At 61.3% G+C, this 18164-nt stretch carries 14 protein-coding genes and 1 tRNA gene; 3 read left to right on the forward strand and 12 right to left on the reverse strand.

The annotated features are described in order from the left end of the window. Positions 1–4: 4 nt before the first annotated feature. From pqqB to rpsU, 11 genes are all read right to left on the reverse strand, one after another. Positions 5–916 (reverse strand): pyrroloquinoline quinone biosynthesis protein PqqB, encoded by a 912-nt coding sequence (gene pqqB / locus AC07SU_RS13920; protein WP_176996625.1) that lies wholly within the window; start codon positions 914–916, stop codon positions 5–7. A gap of 71 nt (positions 917–987) precedes the next feature. Continuing rightward, the gene (pqqA, locus tag AC07SU_RS13925) at positions 988–1062 is read right to left on the reverse strand and encodes a pyrroloquinoline quinone precursor peptide PqqA (RefSeq protein WP_003194766.1); all 75 of its coding nucleotides are present in this window, start codon (positions 1060–1062) and stop codon (positions 988–990) included. A 158-nt stretch (positions 1063–1220) separates the two neighbouring features. Beyond that, complete coding sequence (gene pqqF, locus AC07SU_RS13930; RefSeq protein WP_494997364.1) at positions 1221–3572, reverse strand: pyrroloquinoline quinone biosynthesis protein PqqF; 2352 nt, start codon at positions 3570–3572, stop codon at positions 1221–1223. Between the two features lie 48 nt (positions 3573–3620). Beyond that, positions 3621–4415 (reverse strand): carbon-nitrogen hydrolase family protein, encoded by a 795-nt coding sequence (locus tag AC07SU_RS13935; RefSeq protein WP_176996624.1) that lies wholly within the window; start codon positions 4413–4415, stop codon positions 3621–3623. A 10-nt stretch (positions 4416–4425) separates the two neighbouring features. Then, the gene (locus AC07SU_RS13940) at positions 4426–6117 is read right to left on the reverse strand and encodes a flavin monoamine oxidase family protein (protein WP_494997337.1); all 1692 of its coding nucleotides are present in this window, start codon (positions 6115–6117) and stop codon (positions 4426–4428) included. 146 nt (positions 6118–6263) lie between these two features. Beyond that, positions 6264–6710, reverse strand: a complete 447-nt coding sequence (locus AC07SU_RS13945) for an Lrp/AsnC family transcriptional regulator (protein ID WP_065904662.1) — start codon at positions 6708–6710, stop codon at positions 6264–6266. Positions 6711–6798: 88 nt separating this feature from the next. Continuing rightward, positions 6799–6875, reverse strand: a tRNA-Ile gene (locus AC07SU_RS13950). Positions 6876–6891: 16 nt separating this feature from the next. Further along, the gene (locus tag AC07SU_RS13955) at positions 6892–10635 is read right to left on the reverse strand and encodes an EAL domain-containing protein (RefSeq protein ID WP_494997338.1); all 3744 of its coding nucleotides are present in this window, start codon (positions 10633–10635) and stop codon (positions 6892–6894) included. Positions 10636–10756: 121 nt separating this feature from the next. Beyond that, the gene (gene rpoD, locus AC07SU_RS13960) at positions 10757–12607 is read right to left on the reverse strand and encodes an RNA polymerase sigma factor RpoD (RefSeq protein WP_176996620.1); all 1851 of its coding nucleotides are present in this window, start codon (positions 12605–12607) and stop codon (positions 10757–10759) included. A gap of 67 nt (positions 12608–12674) precedes the next feature. Then, entirely contained in the window at positions 12675–14648 is a 1974-nt protein-coding gene (gene dnaG, locus AC07SU_RS13965; protein WP_494997365.1) for a DNA primase, read from the reverse strand. 444 nt (positions 14649–15092) lie between these two features. After that, on the reverse strand, positions 15093–15308 hold the full coding sequence (rpsU, locus tag AC07SU_RS13970; RefSeq protein WP_002551877.1) for a 30S ribosomal protein S21: 216 nt from the start codon (positions 15306–15308) through the stop codon (positions 15093–15095). Positions 15309–15510: 202 nt separating this feature from the next. Between rpsU and tsaD the strand changes: the two genes are divergently transcribed. Continuing rightward, on the forward strand, positions 15511–16536 hold the full coding sequence (gene tsaD, locus AC07SU_RS13975) for a tRNA (adenosine(37)-N6)-threonylcarbamoyltransferase complex transferase subunit TsaD (RefSeq protein ID WP_105698159.1): 1026 nt from the start codon (positions 15511–15513) through the stop codon (positions 16534–16536). A 33-nt stretch (positions 16537–16569) separates the two neighbouring features. Here tsaD and plsY read toward each other — a convergent pair whose 3' ends face one another. Beyond that, entirely contained in the window at positions 16570–17139 is a 570-nt protein-coding gene (plsY, locus tag AC07SU_RS13980; RefSeq protein WP_494997339.1) for a glycerol-3-phosphate 1-O-acyltransferase PlsY, read from the reverse strand. Between the two features lie 74 nt (positions 17140–17213). On the opposite strand from plsY, the gene folB reads away from it, so the two are divergent. Together folB and folK are read left to right on the forward strand one after the other, a co-directional pair. Beyond that, on the forward strand, positions 17214–17567 hold the full coding sequence (gene folB / locus AC07SU_RS13985; protein WP_176996618.1) for a dihydroneopterin aldolase: 354 nt from the start codon (positions 17214–17216) through the stop codon (positions 17565–17567). Continuing rightward, positions 17558–18097 carry a 2-amino-4-hydroxy-6-hydroxymethyldihydropteridine diphosphokinase gene (folK, locus tag AC07SU_RS13990; RefSeq protein WP_494997340.1) on the forward strand — a complete coding sequence of 180 codons (540 nt, stop codon included), beginning with the start codon at positions 17558–17560 and terminating at the stop codon, positions 18095–18097. Before folB ends, folK begins: the two co-directional genes overlap by 10 nt. Positions 18098–18164 lie beyond the last annotated feature (67 nt).

Consider the following 18164-nt stretch of genomic DNA (forward strand, 5'->3'; position numbering starts at 1 on the left):
GCTCCTACAATTCAATGCTCATGCCGTCGTAAGCCACTTCGACATTGCGCCGCACCAGCTCCGCGCGCTCGGGGGAGTCTTCGTCGAGGATCGGGTTGGTGTTGTTGATGTGGATAAGCACTTTGCGCTGCTCGGGCAATTGCTCCAGCACTTCCAGCATGCCGCCAGGGCCGTTCTGGGCCAGGTGGCCCATCTCGCGACCGGTGCGGGTGCCGACACCGCGGCGCTGCATTTCATCGTCGTCCCACATCGTGCCGTCCACCAGCAGGCAATCGCTGGCGGCCATGATCTCCAGCAACGGGGCGTCGACCTTGCCCAGGCCCGGGGCGTAGAACAGTTTGCCGCCGGTGCGCAGGTCTTCGACGATCAGGCCGATGTTGTCCCCCGGGTGAGGGTCGAAGCGGTGCGGCGAATAGGGCGGCGCGGCGCTGCGCAGCGGTAACGGGGTAAAGCGCAGGTTGGGGCAGGCCGGAACGGTGAAGCTCGTGTCCAGCTCGATGCGGTTCCAGGCCAGGCCGCCGTTCCAGTGGGTGAGCATGGTGAACAGCGGAAAGCCGGTGCTGAGGTCTTCATGGACCATGTCGGTACACCACACTTGGTGCGGGCAGCCTTCGCGCAGGCTGAGCAGGCCGGTGGTGTGGTCGATCTGGCTGTCCATCAGGATGATCGCACTGATGCCGGTGTCACGCAGGGCGCGGCCGGGTTGCATCGGGGCAAAACCCTGGAGTTGCGCGCGGATATCCGGTGAGGCGTTGCACAGGACCCAGTTCACGCCGTCGTCGGAGATCGCGATGGACGACTGCGTGCGTGCCTGGGCCCGCAGGCTGCCGTCGCGAAAACCCGCGCAGTTGGCGCAGTTGCAGTTCCACTGCGGGAAACCTCCGCCAGCGGCGGAACCTAGAATCTGGACAAACATGGCAACTCCATCAAGCAAAGCTCAAAACAAAAACGCCCCGGGCGAACCGAGGCGTTGTATTACCCAGCGGATTAACGGCTGGCGAAGTACATGGTGACTTCGAAACCGATGCGCAGATCAGTGTAAGCAGGTTTGGACCAGGTCATATTCATACTCCTACCAAGGGATGGGACGTTCACTACTAAGTAATACATATAGTCCACCTCCAGTCGGAGATGTTCAGATATTGCGTAGGAATGTTACCCAATTCTTGCTGAGTTAGCGCTGTCTCGGCGGAAAAAGCCTGTTGCAGAGACGGCAATGATCAGTCTGCTAGTCGCCAGGTATCTGCCGGTCGCGGGCCGTTGGCGACACAGCGCCAGCCGCCTGCAGCCTCGTTCAGTTGGCGTGCGGCGTGTTGCAGGTTATCGCGCGTGCAGGTTTGGATCTGTTGTTGCAGTTGCTCAAGGTATCCCGACGAATGGCCGGCCAGCCGTGCCTGCCAGATCAGCTCGGCAGCTTGGGCAATCGGCAGCGTCTGTGGTGAGAATTGCTGTGCCAAGGCCTGATGACCCAGATCTGGAGTGTTGTCGATCACCGCCGGCACCTGCTGGAGGAAGGTTTGCAGGTGATCGATGATGCCCTCCAGCGCCACGTCAGGGGATTGCACGCCAAACAGCAGGCCGGTTTGGCCGTTGATCTGTCGGATGCCGCTGAACACGGCGTAGCCGATTTGCAGTTCGACCCGCAGGCGCTGGTAGAACGGCCCTTGGAGCAGATGGCCGAGCAGTCGCCACGCGGCCTCATCGGCCAGGGCTTGGCTCGGCGCTGGGCAGAACAGCAACAGTGCGGCTTCGCTGCCGCCGGTCTTCACCTCATGCCACAGATGAAGCCCGCCCAGCGCCACAGGCACGTGCTCGAGGTTGGCCGGCTGGCCGGGCAGGCGCGCCGCCGCCGTTTTGATTGCCGCCTCAACCGAGGCGGGAAAACCCAGCCCCAGGGCCTGCCAGCGAGCAGTGGTCCACGATGCCTCGCTGTCCAGGGGGCGGACGGTGCAACAAGCCGGCAGCGCCTTGAGTAATTCGCGGATGGCAATCATGGGCGTGGTGGCTGGAGGTACCTCGTGAGCCTGGTTCAGGCTTTGCGCCAACGCCTCCAAGACGGCCGGCATGGGTTCGTGCAGCCCGACCATCTTCACCAGCCAGTCATTGCCTAGCGTTTCGAAGGACAATTCCACGCCGGCCTGGCGTGCGTTCTCACGCAGAGGCTGCAATGTGCCTTCCATACCAGCGGGAGCACCCTGCCATTGCACGTACAGCGCGCTTTCATCACCGTCGTCCGCTAACGCCTGGCTGAATGCCAGCGCCGACACCTCACGCCGACCACGGGAGCGATCCTGTGCAAAGGTGCGTAAGCCACGGTGGGCGCTGGTTTGGCCACGGATCAGACCCGCACGTTCTTCTTTCTCCGGCGCTCGCAGAAAGGGGTTGGGAGGTGGCAATTGCCAGGCGTGTTCGGCGGGCTTGAGCGGCAGCGAGTCCAGCAGGGCCTTGAGGCCCGCGAGGCTCTGTTGTGACAGGGCTTCCTGATGGTTTCGCGCCAATGCCAGGGCGCCATGGACCTGTTGTTGGCGAGCGGCCAGCAGGGTGAACTCCTCCTGCAGCGCCGTCCAATCGCTGTGTGCGAAGAAGCTCAGCCAGTCGTGCAGCAATGCCTCGATCTGGGTCGGTGATGCGCCGTCGGGGCTGAGCGTAATGTCGATATCCACCACGGCTTGTCCCGCGAAGTGATACAGCACGCTGGCCTGCACTGCCGTAGCCAACTGGCGTGTTTTCAGTTCGTCCAGCAGCCCGCCCGGCGCCGAAGCGTTGAGCCAGGTGCAGAGAAAATCCAGGGCCTCACGGGGCGCATTACCGGTGATGACCTGATGCAGATGATCGCCGGCCAGGTGCTGATAGCTGGGGGTTGGCCCGGGCATCAGGGCAGGCGGATTGGCCTGCGGTTGCCGGTTGCCGGAGGGCAGTTGCTCGCTGAACTGCTGTGCCAGGGCTTGGAGTGTTTGCAGCGACTGTGGCCCGGCCAGGCTCAGCGTCATCTGCCCGCTTTGATAGAAGTGGGTATGGAATTCCCGCAACGCCTGCTGAAAAGCCTCACGCTCAACCGGCAGGCTGTCGCGGTTACCTGCGTGAAACCCTCGTAGCGGGTGGTCCGCCGCCAAGCCTTCAAGCAAAGCCACTTGCTGCTGTGCCTTGGCATCCTGGCTCCAGGCGACACACTCCGCGTGCAACACCTCGCGTTCGCGCAACTGATCGTCCACTGCCAGGCGCGGCTGGGCCAGCATGTGCGCCAGCCGGTCCAGGCCACCGGTAAATGTCGGCTCTGGCAGTTCAAAGAAGAAATCCGTGGTGCGCTCGCGCGTGCTGGCGTTGACCTGGCCTCCATGGCGTTGCACGTAGGCCATCAGCCCTTCGCCCGCGGGAAAACGCTCAGTCTCCAGAAACAACAGATGCTCAAGAAAATGCGCCAGCCCCGGCCACGCCAGGGGCACGTCATGGCTGCCGGCAGCCACCTGTAGAACAGCAGCGCAACGCTTCAAGCGCGGCGCATGACGCAGGGAAACCCGCAGGCCGTTGGCCAGGGTCAGGTGAAGGTGATGAGGGTGGGCCGGCGCGGGCATGGGCACTTCCGAAACGTTGGAAGTGCCCATGTTAACAAACCGGCTGGTTCAGGGTTTGTGCAGCGCGCCGTAGAGTTCGGGGCGACGGTCTTGCAGGTAGTGGTTAGCGGCGCGGGCATCGAGGATCGATTGGCGCTCCAGGGTGCCAACGATCAAGGCTTCATCCAGTCCCGCCTGGGCGATGCGTTGGCCGTTCGGCGCGGCGATGCTGCTTTGCCCGCAGTACTGGATCTCACCTTCGTGCCCACAATAGTTGGCGTAGGCCACATAACATTGGTTCTCAAAGGCTCGCGCCCGCACGGTGACATCGGCGACAAAGTCGAAGGGCACCATGTTGGCGGTGGGCACCAGGATCAGCTCGGCACCAGCCAGGGCCAGGCGCCGGGTGTTTTCCGGGAACTCCAGGTCGTAGCAGATCAAGAAACCGAGCTTCCAGCCGTTGAGCTCGACCAGCGGGAAGTCATCGTCGCCTGCACTGAACATCGAGTGGTCCAGGTCACCGAACAGGTGCGTCTTGCGGTAGTTGCACAGGCGCTGGCCCTGGGCGTCGATCAGTTGCACGGCGTTGTAGATCTGTCCGTCTTCGGCCCGCTCCGGGTAACCGTAGAGAATCGCCAGCCCGGCGCTTTTGGCCAGCTCGGCAATGGCCTGCGCCGACGGCCCATCCTGCGCCTCGGCCAGGGCGCCCACCGCTTCTGCGCCGATGTTGTAGCCGCTGAGGAACATCTCCGGCAGCACCAGTACATCGGCGCCAGAGGCCTCATGCGCCAGTTGGTGCAGGCGCGTGAGGTTGCCAGCGACGTCCAGTGGCAGCGGCGGGCATTGGTACAAGGCAACACGCATGTTCAGTTCCTCAGTCGGCCAGGGCGATTGGCCCGATTTCGTCGAACACATCCCCAGGCCCCGGGTTCTCGGCGTGAGTGCTGCCGCCGAAGTGGGTCATGATGCCCCACACGGCGTTCAGCGAGGTCTGCACCGCGCCTTCCACCCACGCAGGCGTCCAGGAGACGTCATCGCCGGCGATAAAGATCCCACGCTGTTCGGCGGGCATGTCCTTCTGCATGAAGTGCGCATACATGCGCTGGTTGTAGCGATAGTGGCCCGGCAGGGCGCCTTTGAAGGCGCCGAGGAAGTGCGGGTCAGCCTCCCAGGACACGGTGATCGGGTCGCCGATGATGCGTGCCTTGATGTCGACCTTCGGGTAGATCTTTTTCAACGCATCCAGGGCCAGCTTCACGCGTTTGTCGATGGGTTGCGGCAACATTTTCAGCGCATCGCTCATCCACGAGTACGACAGGCAGATGACGCCCGGCTTGTCGTCGCCGTTGTCGAACAAGTAAGTGCCACGGGTGAGGCGATCGGTGAGGGTCATGCTCATCAGGTCGCGACCGGTTTCCGGGTCTTTGTCTTTCCAGAACGGACGGTCGACCATCACGAAGGTCTTCGATGATTGCATGTAGCGCGTACGGTCCAGGGCCATCCACATTTTTTGCGAGAACAGGGTTTCATCGCATTCGATCTGGGTGGTCAGCAGCCAGCTTTGGCAGGTGGTCAGCACGGCCGCGTATTCGCGGGTGTCGCCGTAGTTGTCGGTCACCGCAAACCGGCCATCCGGGGCGTGGGCAATGCGTTTCACCCCGGCGCGCGGCGCACCGCGGTGCAGCGAACTCAGGCTGGTGCCGGCCGGCCAGTGGGCGCAACGCTCGGGTACATGGCGCCAGATGCCCATGGGCACCTGCGCGACGCCGCCGACGACGAGGTGCTGGTGGTCGTCGCAGTTGGTCATCACCACGCGGAAGATTTCCAGCATGGAGTTGGGGAAGTCCGAGTCCCAGCCACCGGTGCCGAAACCCACCTGGCCAAACACTTCGCGGTGCGCAAACGAGAGCTTGGCGAACGCCTTGGAGGTGGCGACGAAGTCGTAGAAGGTGCGGTCGTCCCACAGCGGCACCAGCTTGTTCCACAGTTCTTTTAGACGCGGTACGTCGCGGTCACGGATGGCTTGTTGGATATCACCGAACTGCGAGCCGGCTTCCAGGGCATCGGCCCAGGCGTCGGCCACTTCCTGAAACAGCACGGGCAGGTCGGAGAGTTTTTGCGCGTAGTGGGTCTGGCCTTCGAGGTCGATTACTGTGCTGCCAGAGGCGGGGGTCAGCGGGTTGGGGAAGGGCTTGGTCTCCAGACCCAGCTTATCCACATAGTGGTAGAACGCGGTGGACGACACTGGGAAGCGCATGCCGCCCAGCTCGGCGATGATGCCTTCGGCGCCTTCGAAGGCCTGGGAGCGCAAGCGGCCGCCCATCTTCGAGGCCTCGTACACCACCGGCTTGAGGCCCAGCTTCATCAACTCGTAGGCGGCCACAAGGCCTGCAATGCCCGCACCGACGATCGCCACTTCGGCACCGTGGTTGGCGGTGGGGATACTGCCCAGGCCGGCCGGGTGTTCGATCCAGTCATCAAAGGCAAATGGGAAATCCGGGCCGAAGATGGTGATGGGTTTCTTACCGTCTGCAGGGTGGCGATTGTTCTTGTTGAGTTCGTTCATGGCAAACCTGGCTGGCAACTCGGCGGGGCACGTCCCGCTGAGTATAGGAAAAGATGGCAGCCAGTTTAGGGAGCGTTGCGCTCGTTAATAAGACGCAAAGTGTCGTCGTAATGAATTGTTTTTAGTCAGAGTGACGAAGGTGGTGGTCAGATTGGCTGCCCGCGATCCAATTTGTTACTGAGGATGATCGACGTGGTGGTTTTCTCCACGCCGTCGACACTGCCGATCTGGTCCAGCAGTTGATCCAGCTGTTCGGGCGAGTCGGTGCGCAGCCACGCCACATAATCGAACTCGCCACTCACCGCGCACAGTTGCTGCACTTGGGCCATGGCACTGAGCTTGCGCAGCACTTCCTTGCCCGAACGCGCCTGCACCGTAATGCCCACATACGCCTGCAAACCACCGTCGACCACTCGTTGGCCCAGGCGCACGCCGTATCCGGTGATCACCTGGGTCTTCTCCAGCCGCGCCAGGCGCGACGTCACCGTTGTGCGTGCGATACCCAACTGCCGGGCAAGCATGGCGACGCTTTCGCGGGCGTTGATCTGCAGGGCGGCGATCAGTTGGCGGTCGATCTCATCGAGGACGGGCAAGGGGAGGGCTCCAGTGCGGGCGGCAATGGGGCGGTATATTACAGCCTTCCAGACACACAAAAGCCGCGCATTGCGCGGCTTTCTTGTTTGGTGGGCCCACACGGACTTGAACCGTGGACCAAAGGATTATGAGTCCTCTGCTCTGACCAACTGAGCTATAGGCCCTGTAACAGGTCGCGGATTATAGCGATGGTTTCTCCGCTGTGCTATCCGAAAAATCCTCAAGGTTCATACGAAGAAAGGTAGCGGCGAAAAGTTCGGGGGGCAGGGGCAGGCTGACGATGTAGCCTTGCATTTGTTCGCAGCCTTCGGCGGCCAGGAAGGCTTGTTGCGCGGGGTTCTCCACGCCTTCGGCGATGATGGTGAATTGCATGCTGTGGCCCAGGGCGATGATGGCGCGCACGATGGCGGCGTCGTGGGGGTCGTCGGGCAGGCCACGGACAAAGGATTGGTCGATCTTCAGGAAGTCCAGCGGCAGGCGTTTGAGATAGCTGAGGGATGAATAGCCGGTGCCAAAATCATCGATTGCCAGTTGCACACCCAGGCGCTTGAGCTGGTGCAGCACCTCCAGAGCCTCCTCGGCCTGGCTCATGATGAAGTTTTCGGTTATTTCCAGCTGCAGGTTGCCGGGGGCGAGGCGGTAGTCACGCAGTAATTGCTCGATGCGTGCCAGCAGGCCGGGGTGGCGCAGTTGTGCGCCAGCGAGGTTGACCGACAGCGGGCCGAAATCATCGAAGGCCTCTCTCCAGGCGGACATTTGGCGACAGGCTTGCTCCAGCACCCAGTCGCCAATCTGCAGGATCATGCCGTTCTCTTCGGCCAGGGCAATGAAATGTTCGGGTGGCACTTCGCCAAAGGTTGGGTGATGCCAGCGGATCAGGGCTTCGGCGCCGATCAATTCCTCGGTCAGCAGGCTCTGTTTGGGTTGGTAGTAGAGGCTCAGCTCCTCGCGCTCGATCGCACGGCGCAGTTCATGTTCCAGTGCCACGCGCTCGTTGGCCTGGGCGGTGAGGTCGCGGGTGTAGCTTTCGACCCGATTGCGCCCCTTGGCCTTGGAGCGGTACATCGCCGCGTCGGCGTTCTTGACCAGGGTTGCGACGTCGGTGCCGTCCTGGGGGTAAAGGCTGGTGCCGATACTGGCGCTGATAAAGAACTCGTGCTCGCCGGCCTGGAACGGTGGGGTGAAGCACGCCAGCAGTTTATTGGCCAGGTGTTCGGCGTCGCTGGCGTGTTGCAGGCCGGGCAGCAGGATGATGAATTCGTCGCCGCCCAGGCGGGCCACTGTGTCGATATCGCGCAGTTGCTCCTTGAGGCGCACGGCGATGTCCTTGAGCAACAGGTCGCCGATGGGGTGGCCGAGGCTGTCGTTGATGTGTTTGAAGCGGTCCAGGTCCAGGAACAGCACGGCGCCCTGTTTGCCGGTTTCCTGATGGCCATTGAGGGCGGCCTGCAACCGGCTTTCGAACAACGTGCGGTTGGGCAGGCCGGTCAGCGGGTCATGGTGGGCCTGATAGTCAAGGCGGGCCTGAGCCAGTTTGAGGCTGGAAATATCGGCGAATACCGCCACAAAGTGCGTGATCAACTGGTCACGGTTGCGCACGGCACTGATCGTCAGCCAGCTGGGGTACAGCTCGCCGTTCTTGCGACGGTTGGAGATCTCGCCCTGCCAATGCCCCTGGGCCGTCAGCTGGTGCCACATCGCGGCGTAGAACGCGCTGTCATGCAGGCCGGAAGCGAGCAGGCGTGGGGTGTGGCCGAGGGCCTCGGCTTCGCTGTAGCCGGTGATTTCGGTGAATGCGCGGTTCACGGCGCTGATATTCTGGCGGGTGTCGGTGATCAACACGCCTTCGGCCGTGCTCTCGAACACGGTGGCGGCTTGCTGGAGTTTTTCCTGCATCAGCTGACGGTCGGTGATGTCGCGGGCGATGGTGAGCATGCAATCTTCATCGCCAATGGGCAGTGGGCGACTGGACAGCTCGCACAGGCGAATCAGGCCGTCGGCGCGCCGGATATGGCAGATGAAGTCGCGCACGAAACCATCGCGTTGCATCAGCTCCAGCATGTGCTTGCGTTCGTTGAGATCGACCCAGATGCCCAGGTCCAGCGTGGACTGGTCCAGGGATGTGGCGCTGGTGAACCCGGTCAGACGGCTGAAACCTTCGTTCACTTCAATCAGCAGCCCGTCGCGCTGACGGCTGAGCAGCAAGCCATCGGGTGAGGCATGGAACGCTTTGGCAAATTTCTCTTCGGAGGTTTGCAGTTGTTGCTGGGTTTCCTTGAGTTGGGTGATGTCGCGCACCACCACCACCAGGGCTTCGGTGGTGTCGAGTTGGAACGGTTCGGCCGAGATCAGCCCGATGAAGGCCTGGCCGTTGCTGCGTAAAAAGGGCATTTCCAGGTTGCGGATGCTGGTGGTCTGCACCCGTTGCAGCAGGTCGGGGCCGACACCCTGGATACCCCAGATATTCAGCTCGGTGGCAGTTTTGCCGACAACATCGGCGGCGCTCAGGCCGATCTGGTCTTCAAAGGCCTTGTTGACCTCCAGCAGGCAGCCATCCGACAGCCGTGCGATCACCAGGATGTCCGGGCATTGCTGGAACACCGACGCGAATTTCTGCTCGGACAGCTGCAGCGCTTCTTCGGTGCGCTTGGCTTCGCTGATGTCGATCATCAAGCCGCGCAGTACCGGCTCATGCCCGTGCTCGATCAGGCTGACAATGTCCCGCACCCACAGGCAGCGGCCGTCAGCGGTTATGACGCGATAATCCAGGCTGTGGTCGCGGTTGGCGCGGGTTTCGCGGTAGCAGTAGGCTTCGGCACGCGTCAGGTCGGCGGGGTGGATGATGTTGCGCCAGAAGCCCGGAATCAGCCAGTGCGCCCTGGGGTAGCCCAGCAGTTCCTCGGCGTGGGGTGAAACGTAGCTGTAGGTGAAATCAGTGATGCTGGCTTCCCAGGCGATGGCGGACAGGCTCTCCACCAAGCCGCGATAGTGGTATTCGCTGCTGCGCAGTTCTTGCTCAAGGGCCACACGGCGGGAAATCTCCGAGCTGAGCCGACGATTGATCCGAATCACGATGGCCAACACGGTGCTCAGCAACAACACGGCTGGTAGGCCGTATGTCAGCAGGTCGGCCCAGAAGGTGCGGTGGTCCGTGAAACTGCCTACCCAGTGTTGCTGGATGGCATCGGTTTCATCCGAGCTGAGATCGGCGAGGACCTTGTCCAGAATACCCACCAGCATTTTTTCATCTCTTGGTACGCCCATCGCCAATTGATAGCGGTAGGGCGTCTCCCCGCTGACGTACAGGCCGTCGAGCTTCAGCTGGCGCAGGCTCCAGACGCTGGAAGCCAGGTCGCCCACCACCGCGTCCACTTCGTCCGTGGCCAGGGCTTGCAGGGTGGAGCTGACGTTGGGCATGGCCACCAGGTTGAGGTCGGGGTGGTGGGTGCGCAGCAATTCGTGGGGGGCATAATTCTCCACCACGGCAATCTTCAGTCCGTACAGGTCCTTGAGGCTGCGCGGTTTCGCGCCGCCTTCATGGGCGAGGATGACGATGGGGAAGTCCAGGTACGGGCGCGTAAAGGCCAGGTAGCTCTGGCGCTCCGGGGTGGACATGATGCCGGGCAGCAGGTCCAGCTGGTTGCTTTTGGCCTGCTCCAGCACGGCAGTCCAGTTTGCCGGTTCGATCAGCTTGATCCGTACGCCCAGGCGGTCCTGTATCAAGCGCACATAGTCAGCCGCCAGGCCTTGGTAGCGGCCATTTTCGTCTTTGTATTCGAACGGTGGCCAGGACGCGTCCACGCCCAGGCGCAGCTCCTGATGGTCCGCCAGCCAGCCACGCTCATCATCAGTAAGAGTCAACGCGCCAGCCGTTGCGGTCCAGGTCAGCAGCGACAGCAGTAACACAGTCGGCAATCTGGGCATAACGGTCTCGTTATGGCACGGGGAATGTTTCGAGTGTAGACGGGCATTACGGGGGAGGGGTGTTGCGCAAGGTTTTATCGATACAAAACAAAACCCCCGGCCTGGGCCGGGGGTTTTGGTATCACTCGTCGAGGAAGGAGCGCAGGTGCTCGCTTCGCGTCGGGTGGCGCAACTTGCGCAGCGCTTTGGCTTCGATCTGACGGATCCGCTCGCGGGTCACGTCAAACTGCTTACCGACTTCCTCAAGGGTGTGGTCGGTATTCATGTCGATGCCGAAACGCATGCGCAGTACCTTGGCTTCACGGGCCGTGAGGCCGGACAGTACGTCGCGAGTCGCTTCTTTGAGGCTCTCAACAGTAGCAACATCGATTGGCGACTGCATGGTCGAGTCTTCGATGAAGTCACCCAGATGGGAGTCTTCGTCATCACCGATCGGGGTTTCCATGGAGATCGGCTCTTTAGCGATCTTCAATACCTTGCGGATTTTATCCTCAGGCATTTCCATGCGTTCGCCCAGCTCTTCCGGGGTCGGTTCGCGACCCATTTCCTGCAACATCTGCCGGGAAATACGGTTGAGCTTGTTGATCGTCTCGATCATGTGCACCGGAATACGGATGGTGCGGGCCTGGTCGGCGATCGAGCGAGTGATCGCCTGACGGATCCACCAGGTGGCATAGGTCGAGAACTTGTAGCCACGACGGTATTCGAACTTGTCCACAGCCTTCATCAAGCCGATGTTGCCTTCCTGGATCAGGTCGAGGAATTGCAGGCCACGGTTGGTGTACTTCTTGGCGATGGAGATCACCAGACGCAAGTTCGCTTCAACCATCTCTTTCTTCGCGCGGCGGGCCTTGGCCTCACCGATCGACATGCGACGGTTGATGTCCTTGATCTCGGCGATCGTCAGACCGGTTTCGGTCTCAAGCGCGGTCAGCTTCTGCTGGCAACGGATGATGTCCGGTTGCAGGCGGCCGATGGCTTCAGCGTATTTCGCCTTGCCCTTGGCCAGCGCGTCGGACCAGCTTTCGTCAACTTCGTTGCCCGGGAACTGGCGCAGGAAGTCGGCACGCGGCATGCGCGCATCACGGACGCAGAGCTGCATGATCGCACGCTCTTGTGCACGCAGACGCTCAAGGGCGCTGCGAACGCGCTCAACCAGGCCTTCGAATTGCTTCGGTACCAGCTTGATCGGCATGAACAGCTCAGCCAGCGCCAACAGCTCGGCGATTGCCTGCTTGTTGGTGCGACCATGCTTCTTCAACGCCTTGCGGGTGATTTCCATCTGATCGGAAACCGCACCAAAACGCTGGGCCGCGATGATCGGGTCCGGACCGCTTTCAACTTCTTCTTCATCGTCGCTGCTGGCTTCAGCATCGTCGTCATCGGAATCGTCGTCAGCTTTCGCGGCTTTCGCATCGACAGGCGGCGGTACTTCGGCGGCAGGCGGGGCAATGCCGTCGTCCGGGTCGATGTAACCGCTCAGGACGTCGGACAGGCGGCCACCTTCGGTGGTCACGCGGTTGTACTCGGAGAGAATGTGGTCAACCGTGCCAGGGAAGTGCGCGATTGCGCCCATCACTTCACGGATGCCCTCTTCGATACGCTTGGCGATTTCGATTTCGCCTTCGCGAGTCAGCAGCTCGACCGTACCCATTTCACGCATGTACATGCGCACAGGGTCAGTCGTACGGCCGATATCGGTCTCCACCGCAGCCAACGCGGCGGCAGCTTCTTCAGCGGCGGCTTCGTCGGTATCGGCGTCAGCCAGCATAAGGGAATCCTTATCTGGCGCAGCTTCGAATACGTTGATCCCCATGTCGTTAATCATGCGGATGATGTCTTCCACCTGCTCTGGATCTGAAATATCCTCAGGCAGGTGGTCGTTGACCTCCGCGTAAGTCAGGTAACCCTGCTCACGACCGAGAACGATCAACTCTTTGATACGAGACTGCTGTTGCGCTTTTCCGGACATAACACCCTATCCACTGAAGGTCTTGGCGGGCAAAAAACAAGCCGAGGATTATACCCGAGCTATGACCTCACACGCCAGCTGAGGTCGGGTTTGATGCGGAAACATTCTGTTTTAAGAGGTCGCGCATCTGTTTTGCTATCTGAATTTGCTCTTCAGCCGATAATCCCGGCTGCCTTGCTCTCTTGATGAGTTCATCGAGGGTCTGCGTGTGCTGACCCGCGGATAACCTAGTAATGGTGTCTAAAAACTGTTGTTCAAGGTTTTCGCCGTCAATTAGCCATTCCTTTTCCGCGAGTGCTTTCAACAGCCGGCCTTGTTCGGTGCCGTGCCAGCGCGCCATCAACTGGATTGAGTTTAGCTTAGGATTTTTCTGTACCGCCTCGATCAAGGCGATCAGTACCTGGGCGTAGGTGTTGCTCGCGTTGGCGAAATGGTCGGCGCTCTCAACCTTGCCCGCCAGTTGCGGGTGATGGATGAGCGTGCGCAGCGCGATCAGTGTAGGTGCTTCTACGGCAACGGGTGTACGCGGGGCGTACGCTTCATCGCGATCACCGCGCTTGCCATTCTTGCTCCATGGTTTCTTGTCCCATTTCTTGCCGCCGGCGCCGGGCTTCTTCGGTGTCCACTCCTGCTGGGGCGCGTAGGCCTCCTGCGGTTGGTGGAAGTCCGAATAGTCCGGCATGGCATCGTAATCCATGCCGGGGTCGTAGGCCGGTGGCGGTGCGTCGTGTGGTGCGCTGTGCACCAGCTGGCTGACCGCTTCGCCGCTCAACCCGGTGATTTCCTGCAGGCGCATGCGCATCAGCGATTTCAGGTTGGCGCCGGGGACTTTGTCGATCAGCGGTGCCGCGAGGGTGGCCATGTGGGCCTTGCCTTCGAGGGAGCGCGGGTCGGCTTCTTCGGTCAGTTGCTGGAAGAAATAGTCCGCAAGCGGTTGTGCATGCTGATTGATACGAGCACGGAACGCGTCGGTGCCTTCAGAGCGCACCAGGGTATCCGGGTCTTCGCCTTCGGGCAGGAACAGGAAGCGCGCGCGGCGCCCGTCCTGCAGGCTCGACAGTGTTGCCTCAAGGGCGCGCCAGGCAGCGTTGCGGCCGGCCTGGTCGCCGTCGAAGCAGAACAGCACGCTGGGCACCACGCGAAACAGGCGTTTCATGTGTTCTTCGCTGGTCGCGGTACCCAGCGTGGCGACGGCATTGCGCAAGCCCTGTTGGGCGAGCGCGATCACGTCCATATAGCCTTCAACCACGATGATCTCGTCGAGGTTGCGATTGTTCTTGCGCGCTTCGAACAGGCCGTAGAGTTCCTGGCCTTTGTGGAACACCGGCGTTTCCGGGGAGTTCAGGTACTTGGGTTTGTCGTCCCCCAGTACTCGGCCACCAAAGGCGATGATGCGGCCCCGGCTGTCGCGGATCGGGAACATCACGCGGTCGCGGAAGCGGTCATAGCGTTTGCCGGTCTCGGCGTTCTCCACCAGCAAGCCGGCGTCGATCATGGCTTTTTGCTGGAGGGTGTCGCTGCTCAAGTGCTTGTACAGGTTGTCCCAGCCGGGCGGGGCGAACCCCAGGCCAAAGTCGCGGGCGATTTCACCGGTAAGGCCGCGCCCCTTGAGGTAGTCGACGGCGGCCTTGCGCTGCGGATGGCTTTTAAGCGCCTGACGGTAGAAGTCGGCAGCGGCGGTCAGCAGCGGGTACAGCGGCGAATCGGTGGGCTGGCGCGGTTTGTGCGCGCGCCCGCTTTCTTCGCGAGGGACTTCCATGCCGGCGGCTTTTGCCAGGTCCTCGATCGCCTGGGGGAAGTCCAGGTTGTCGTGGTCCATGAGAAAGCCCAAGGCGTTGCCGCCTGCGCCGCAGCCGAAGCAGTAATAGAACTGCTTGTCGGGGCTGACGCTGAACGATGGGGTCTTTTCTTTATGGAACGGGCAGCAGGCGGTGTAGTTCTTGCCGGCTTTTTTCAGTTGCACGCGCGAGCTGACAACATCGACGATGTCGGTGCGGTTCAGAAGGTCGTCAATAAAGCTCTGGGGAATCAGCCCGGCCATGGCGTTCTCGTCATCACTGCGTGTCAATGAGGGCCCATCAAATGCTCAAGCGCGCGTATTGCGTGGCTCGATCATCAGTTGTCTGCTTGGGCATTCAGGAAGTGTATCTGCCGTTCATTTACTGACGTTAGTTTCAATCAGGTTTTTGGCATGGAAATGTTGCCCCGGCGTCCGGTCTTGGCCAATGTGGCCTCGGAAGCTCATCGTCGGGCACAGTCGATACAGTTGATCGTCTGTTTGAAGAATAAGTGTGCTCGTCAGTAGCCTTGATAGGCTCGTCAGAAGAGACGTGCACCGCTGGCAAAAGAGCCAGTCCTGACGTGTGAAGCAGTTGTCTCGGTCGCATGTGCGGCGTCAACAGTGAAGCATCAAGCGATATCCGCAAATGCCATTAGCCCGGCTGAGGGCCGGGCTTGGCAGAAGCTTGCTACGAACGTCTGTGTATTAGTACAGACGAACGGCGCGGCGCTGTTCGCGCTGAACTTTCTTGGCGTGACGCTTAACAGCGGCTGCTGCTTTACGCTTACGCTCAGAAGTTGGCTTCTCGTAAAATTCGCGGCTACGAACTTCAGCCAGTACACCGGCTTTTTCGCAGGAGCGCTTGAAACGACGCAGAGCTACGTCGAAGGGTTCGTTCTCTTTAACTTTGACGGCTGGCATCCAGAGCTACCTTCTTTCATTACCGGGATCAACGTTCTCGTCGCAAAAAATTCGCGGCTGAGGTCGTCGGTTTTTAAGGGTTGCGGATGTTAACCCCTCATTGCCCGGAATGCAAAGCCTCTGATCGAAAACCGCTAGTCGGGAGGGGGAGTGGCGACTATTATGCGCGCCTTCGAATTCAGCCTCTACAAGGCGCAAACCCATGCTAGTACTGGGACTTGAAACCTCCTGCGACGAAACCGGTGTCGCACTTTACGACAGTGAACGCGGGCTCTTGGCCGACGCACTGTTCAGTCAGATCGACCTCCACCGCGCTTACGGCGGTGTGGTGCCGGAGCTGGCCAGCCGTGATCACGTCAAGCGCATGCTGCCGTTGATTCGCCAGGTGCTGGATGAAGCCGGCTGCGTGCCGACCGAGATCGACGCGATTGCCTACACCGCAGGCCCCGGATTGGTCGGAGCCCTGCTGGTTGGGGCGTCTTGCGCCCAGGCCCTGGCGTTTGCCTGGGGCATTCCGGCCCTCGGCGTGCACCACATGGAAGGCCATTTACTGGCGCCCATGCTGGAAAAAACACCGCCTGAGTTCCCGTTCGTCGCTTTGTTGGTTTCCGGCGGCCATACGCAGCTCGTTCAGGTGGATGGCATCGGCCAATACACCCTCTTGGGTGAATCCCTGGATGACGCAGCCGGCGAAGCCTTCGACAAAACCGCGAAGATGATGGGCCTCAATTATCCCGGTGGCCCGGAAATCGCCCGACTCGCCGAAAAAGGCGTTGCCGGCCGCTATACCTTCCCGCGTCCGATGTGCGATCGCCCGGGCCTGATGTTCAGCTTCAGTGGTTTGAAAACCTCTGCGTTGAACACCTGGCAGCAGAGCGTCAGCGCCGGGGACGACAGCGAGCAAGCCCGTTGCGACATCGCGCTGGCGTTCCAGCAGGCCGTGGTGGAGACTTTGACCATCAAGTGCAAGCGCGCTCTTAAGCAGGCGGGCATGAAGCGCCTGGTGATCGCGGGCGGCGTCAGTGCCAACAAAGCCCTGCGTGCTTCGTTGGAAAAAATGCTCGGCGACATGAAAGGCGATGTGTTCTACGCGCGTCCCGAGTTCTGCACCGATAACGGCGCGATGATCGCCTACGCCGGTTGCCAGCGTCTGCAGGCCGGGCAGCATGAAAGCCTGGCGATCAGCGTGCAGGCACGTTGGCCAATGGAGCAGCTTTCACCGTTGTAAGGGGGCAGCCTGAGCCGGGTTCATCGACGGTATTTAAAAATGCCGTTCGCGCCCGGCAAACAGGTCGCGTAAATTGCCCCGGTGGCGCCAGACGATCAGCAGTGTCAGCACGCTCATCGGCAGCAGCGCCGCAGGTTCCTGCCAGGCCAGTAGCGGCAGGGTCAGGGGCGTTGCGATCAACGCGGCAAGTGAGCTGGTGCGGGTCAGGTAGAACGTCAGCAGCCAGGCGAGCACGGCCAGCAACGCGGCAGGTGGGTAGATCCCCAGCAACATGCCGGCCGCCGTCGCAACACCTTTGCCGCCGCGAAAACGGAAGTACAGCGGAAACAGATGGCCCAGGACGGCGCACACGCCAATCCAGGCTTGCTGTTGCAGGGTAAGGCTGGCGAGGTGGGCGATCAGCACGGGCAACAAGCCCTTGCACAGGTCGCCGAGCAGGGTCAGCACCGCGAGCTTTTTGCCGGCCAGGCGCAACATATTGGTGGCGCCGGCATTGCCTGAGCCACTCATTCGCGGGTCGGGATTTCCCGTCAAGCGGCTGAGCAAAATGGCGAAGGACAGCGAGCCGAGCAGGTAGGCGAGAATCGCCAGTGACCAAAACATGCTAACTATTCCGGGCGAGGACGCCCTGATTCTAACGGGGCATCGCGCCCTTGTCGTGCTGCGGAGAAGAGTGCTTGGACAGAGTGTTTATCGAAGGCCTGGAAGTCGACACCGTGATCGGGGCCTACGACTGGGAGCGCGGCATCAAGCAATGCCTGCGCCTGGACCTGAGTTTCGCCTGGGACAACCGCCCGGCCGCTGCCGGTGACGACCTGACCCTGGCCCTGGATTACGCCAGCGTGTCCGCGCGTATCCAGGCCTTTGCCGAGCAATCCCAGTTCCAATTGGTAGAAACCTTCGCCGAACGCCTGGCCGAAGTGCTGATGAGTGAATTCCAGATTCCCTGGCTGCACCTCAAGTTGACCAAGCCGGGGGCCGTTCCGGCTGCCAGAGGCGTGGGCGTGGAGATCGAGCGCGGATGTCGCTAACTCAGGTTTACCTTGGCCTTGGCAGCAACATCGAGCGTGAGTCTCACCTTTGCGCCGGCCTTGATGCGTTGGCGAGCTTCTTGAAGGATGTACGCTGTTCGGCGGTGTTTGAAAGCCAGCCGGTGGGCATCAAGAGCGGGCCGTTCTTCAATCTGGTGGTGTCGGCCTATACCGACCTGCCGTTGATGGAGCTGGATCGCCGGTTGAAATTCATCGAGGCCGACAACGGCCGCTATGCGCCGGACCGCAAGGGGTTGCCGCTGGATATCGACGTGCTGTTGTACGGCGAACTGGTGGGCAATTTCGATGGCCTGATTTTGCCCCGCGCCGAGATACTGAAAAACGCCTTCGTGCTATGGCCGTTGTCGTTGATGGCGCCGGAACGCGTCCACCCGGAAGCGGGCAAAACCCTGGCCGAACTGTGGCGCGATGCGCAAATCAACCAGGTGCTGGCGCCAGTCGCGTTCGAATGGCAGGGCCAGCAACTGACCCCGACCAACCTGATCTCTGCGCCAAACGCACCCTTGTAGGTGCCGGGTTGGGGGGGGGGGGGGGGGGGGGGGGGGGGGGGGGGGGGGGGGGGGGGGGGGGGGGGGG

Source organism: Pseudomonas sp. GW821-FHT05H12 (assembly GCF_059419385.1).

Coding starts and splice junctions, on each gene's coding strand:
- pqqB (WP_176996625.1), bottom strand. CDS start 916: ATGTTTGTCCAGATTCTAGGTTCCGCCGCTGGCGGAGGTTTCCCGCAG.
- pqqF (WP_494997364.1), bottom strand. CDS start 3,572: ATGCCCGCGCCGGCCCACCCTCATCACCTTCACCTGACCCTGGCCAAC.
- AC07SU_RS13935 (WP_176996624.1), bottom strand. CDS start 4,415: ATGCGTGTTGCCTTGTACCAATGCCCGCCGCTGCCACTGGACGTCGCT.
- AC07SU_RS13940 (WP_494997337.1), bottom strand. CDS start 6,117: ATGAACGAACTCAACAAGAACAATCGCCACCCTGCAGACGGTAAGAAA.
- AC07SU_RS13955 (WP_494997338.1), bottom strand. CDS start 10,635: ATGCCCAGATTGCCGACTGTGTTACTGCTGTCGCTGCTGACCTGGACC.
- rpoD (WP_176996620.1), bottom strand. CDS start 12,607: ATGTCCGGAAAAGCGCAACAGCAGTCTCGTATCAAAGAGTTGATCGTT.
- dnaG (WP_494997365.1), bottom strand. CDS start 14,648: ATGGCCGGGCTGATTCCCCAGAGCTTTATTGACGACCTTCTGAACCGC.
- rpsU (WP_002551877.1), bottom strand. CDS start 15,308: ATGCCAGCCGTCAAAGTTAAAGAGAACGAACCCTTCGACGTAGCTCTG.
- tsaD (WP_105698159.1), top strand. CDS start 15,511: ATGCTAGTACTGGGACTTGAAACCTCCTGCGACGAAACCGGTGTCGCA.
- plsY (WP_494997339.1), bottom strand. CDS start 17,139: ATGTTTTGGTCACTGGCGATTCTCGCCTACCTGCTCGGCTCGCTGTCC.
- folK (WP_494997340.1), top strand. CDS start 17,558: ATGTCGCTAACTCAGGTTTACCTTGGCCTTGGCAGCAACATCGAGCGT.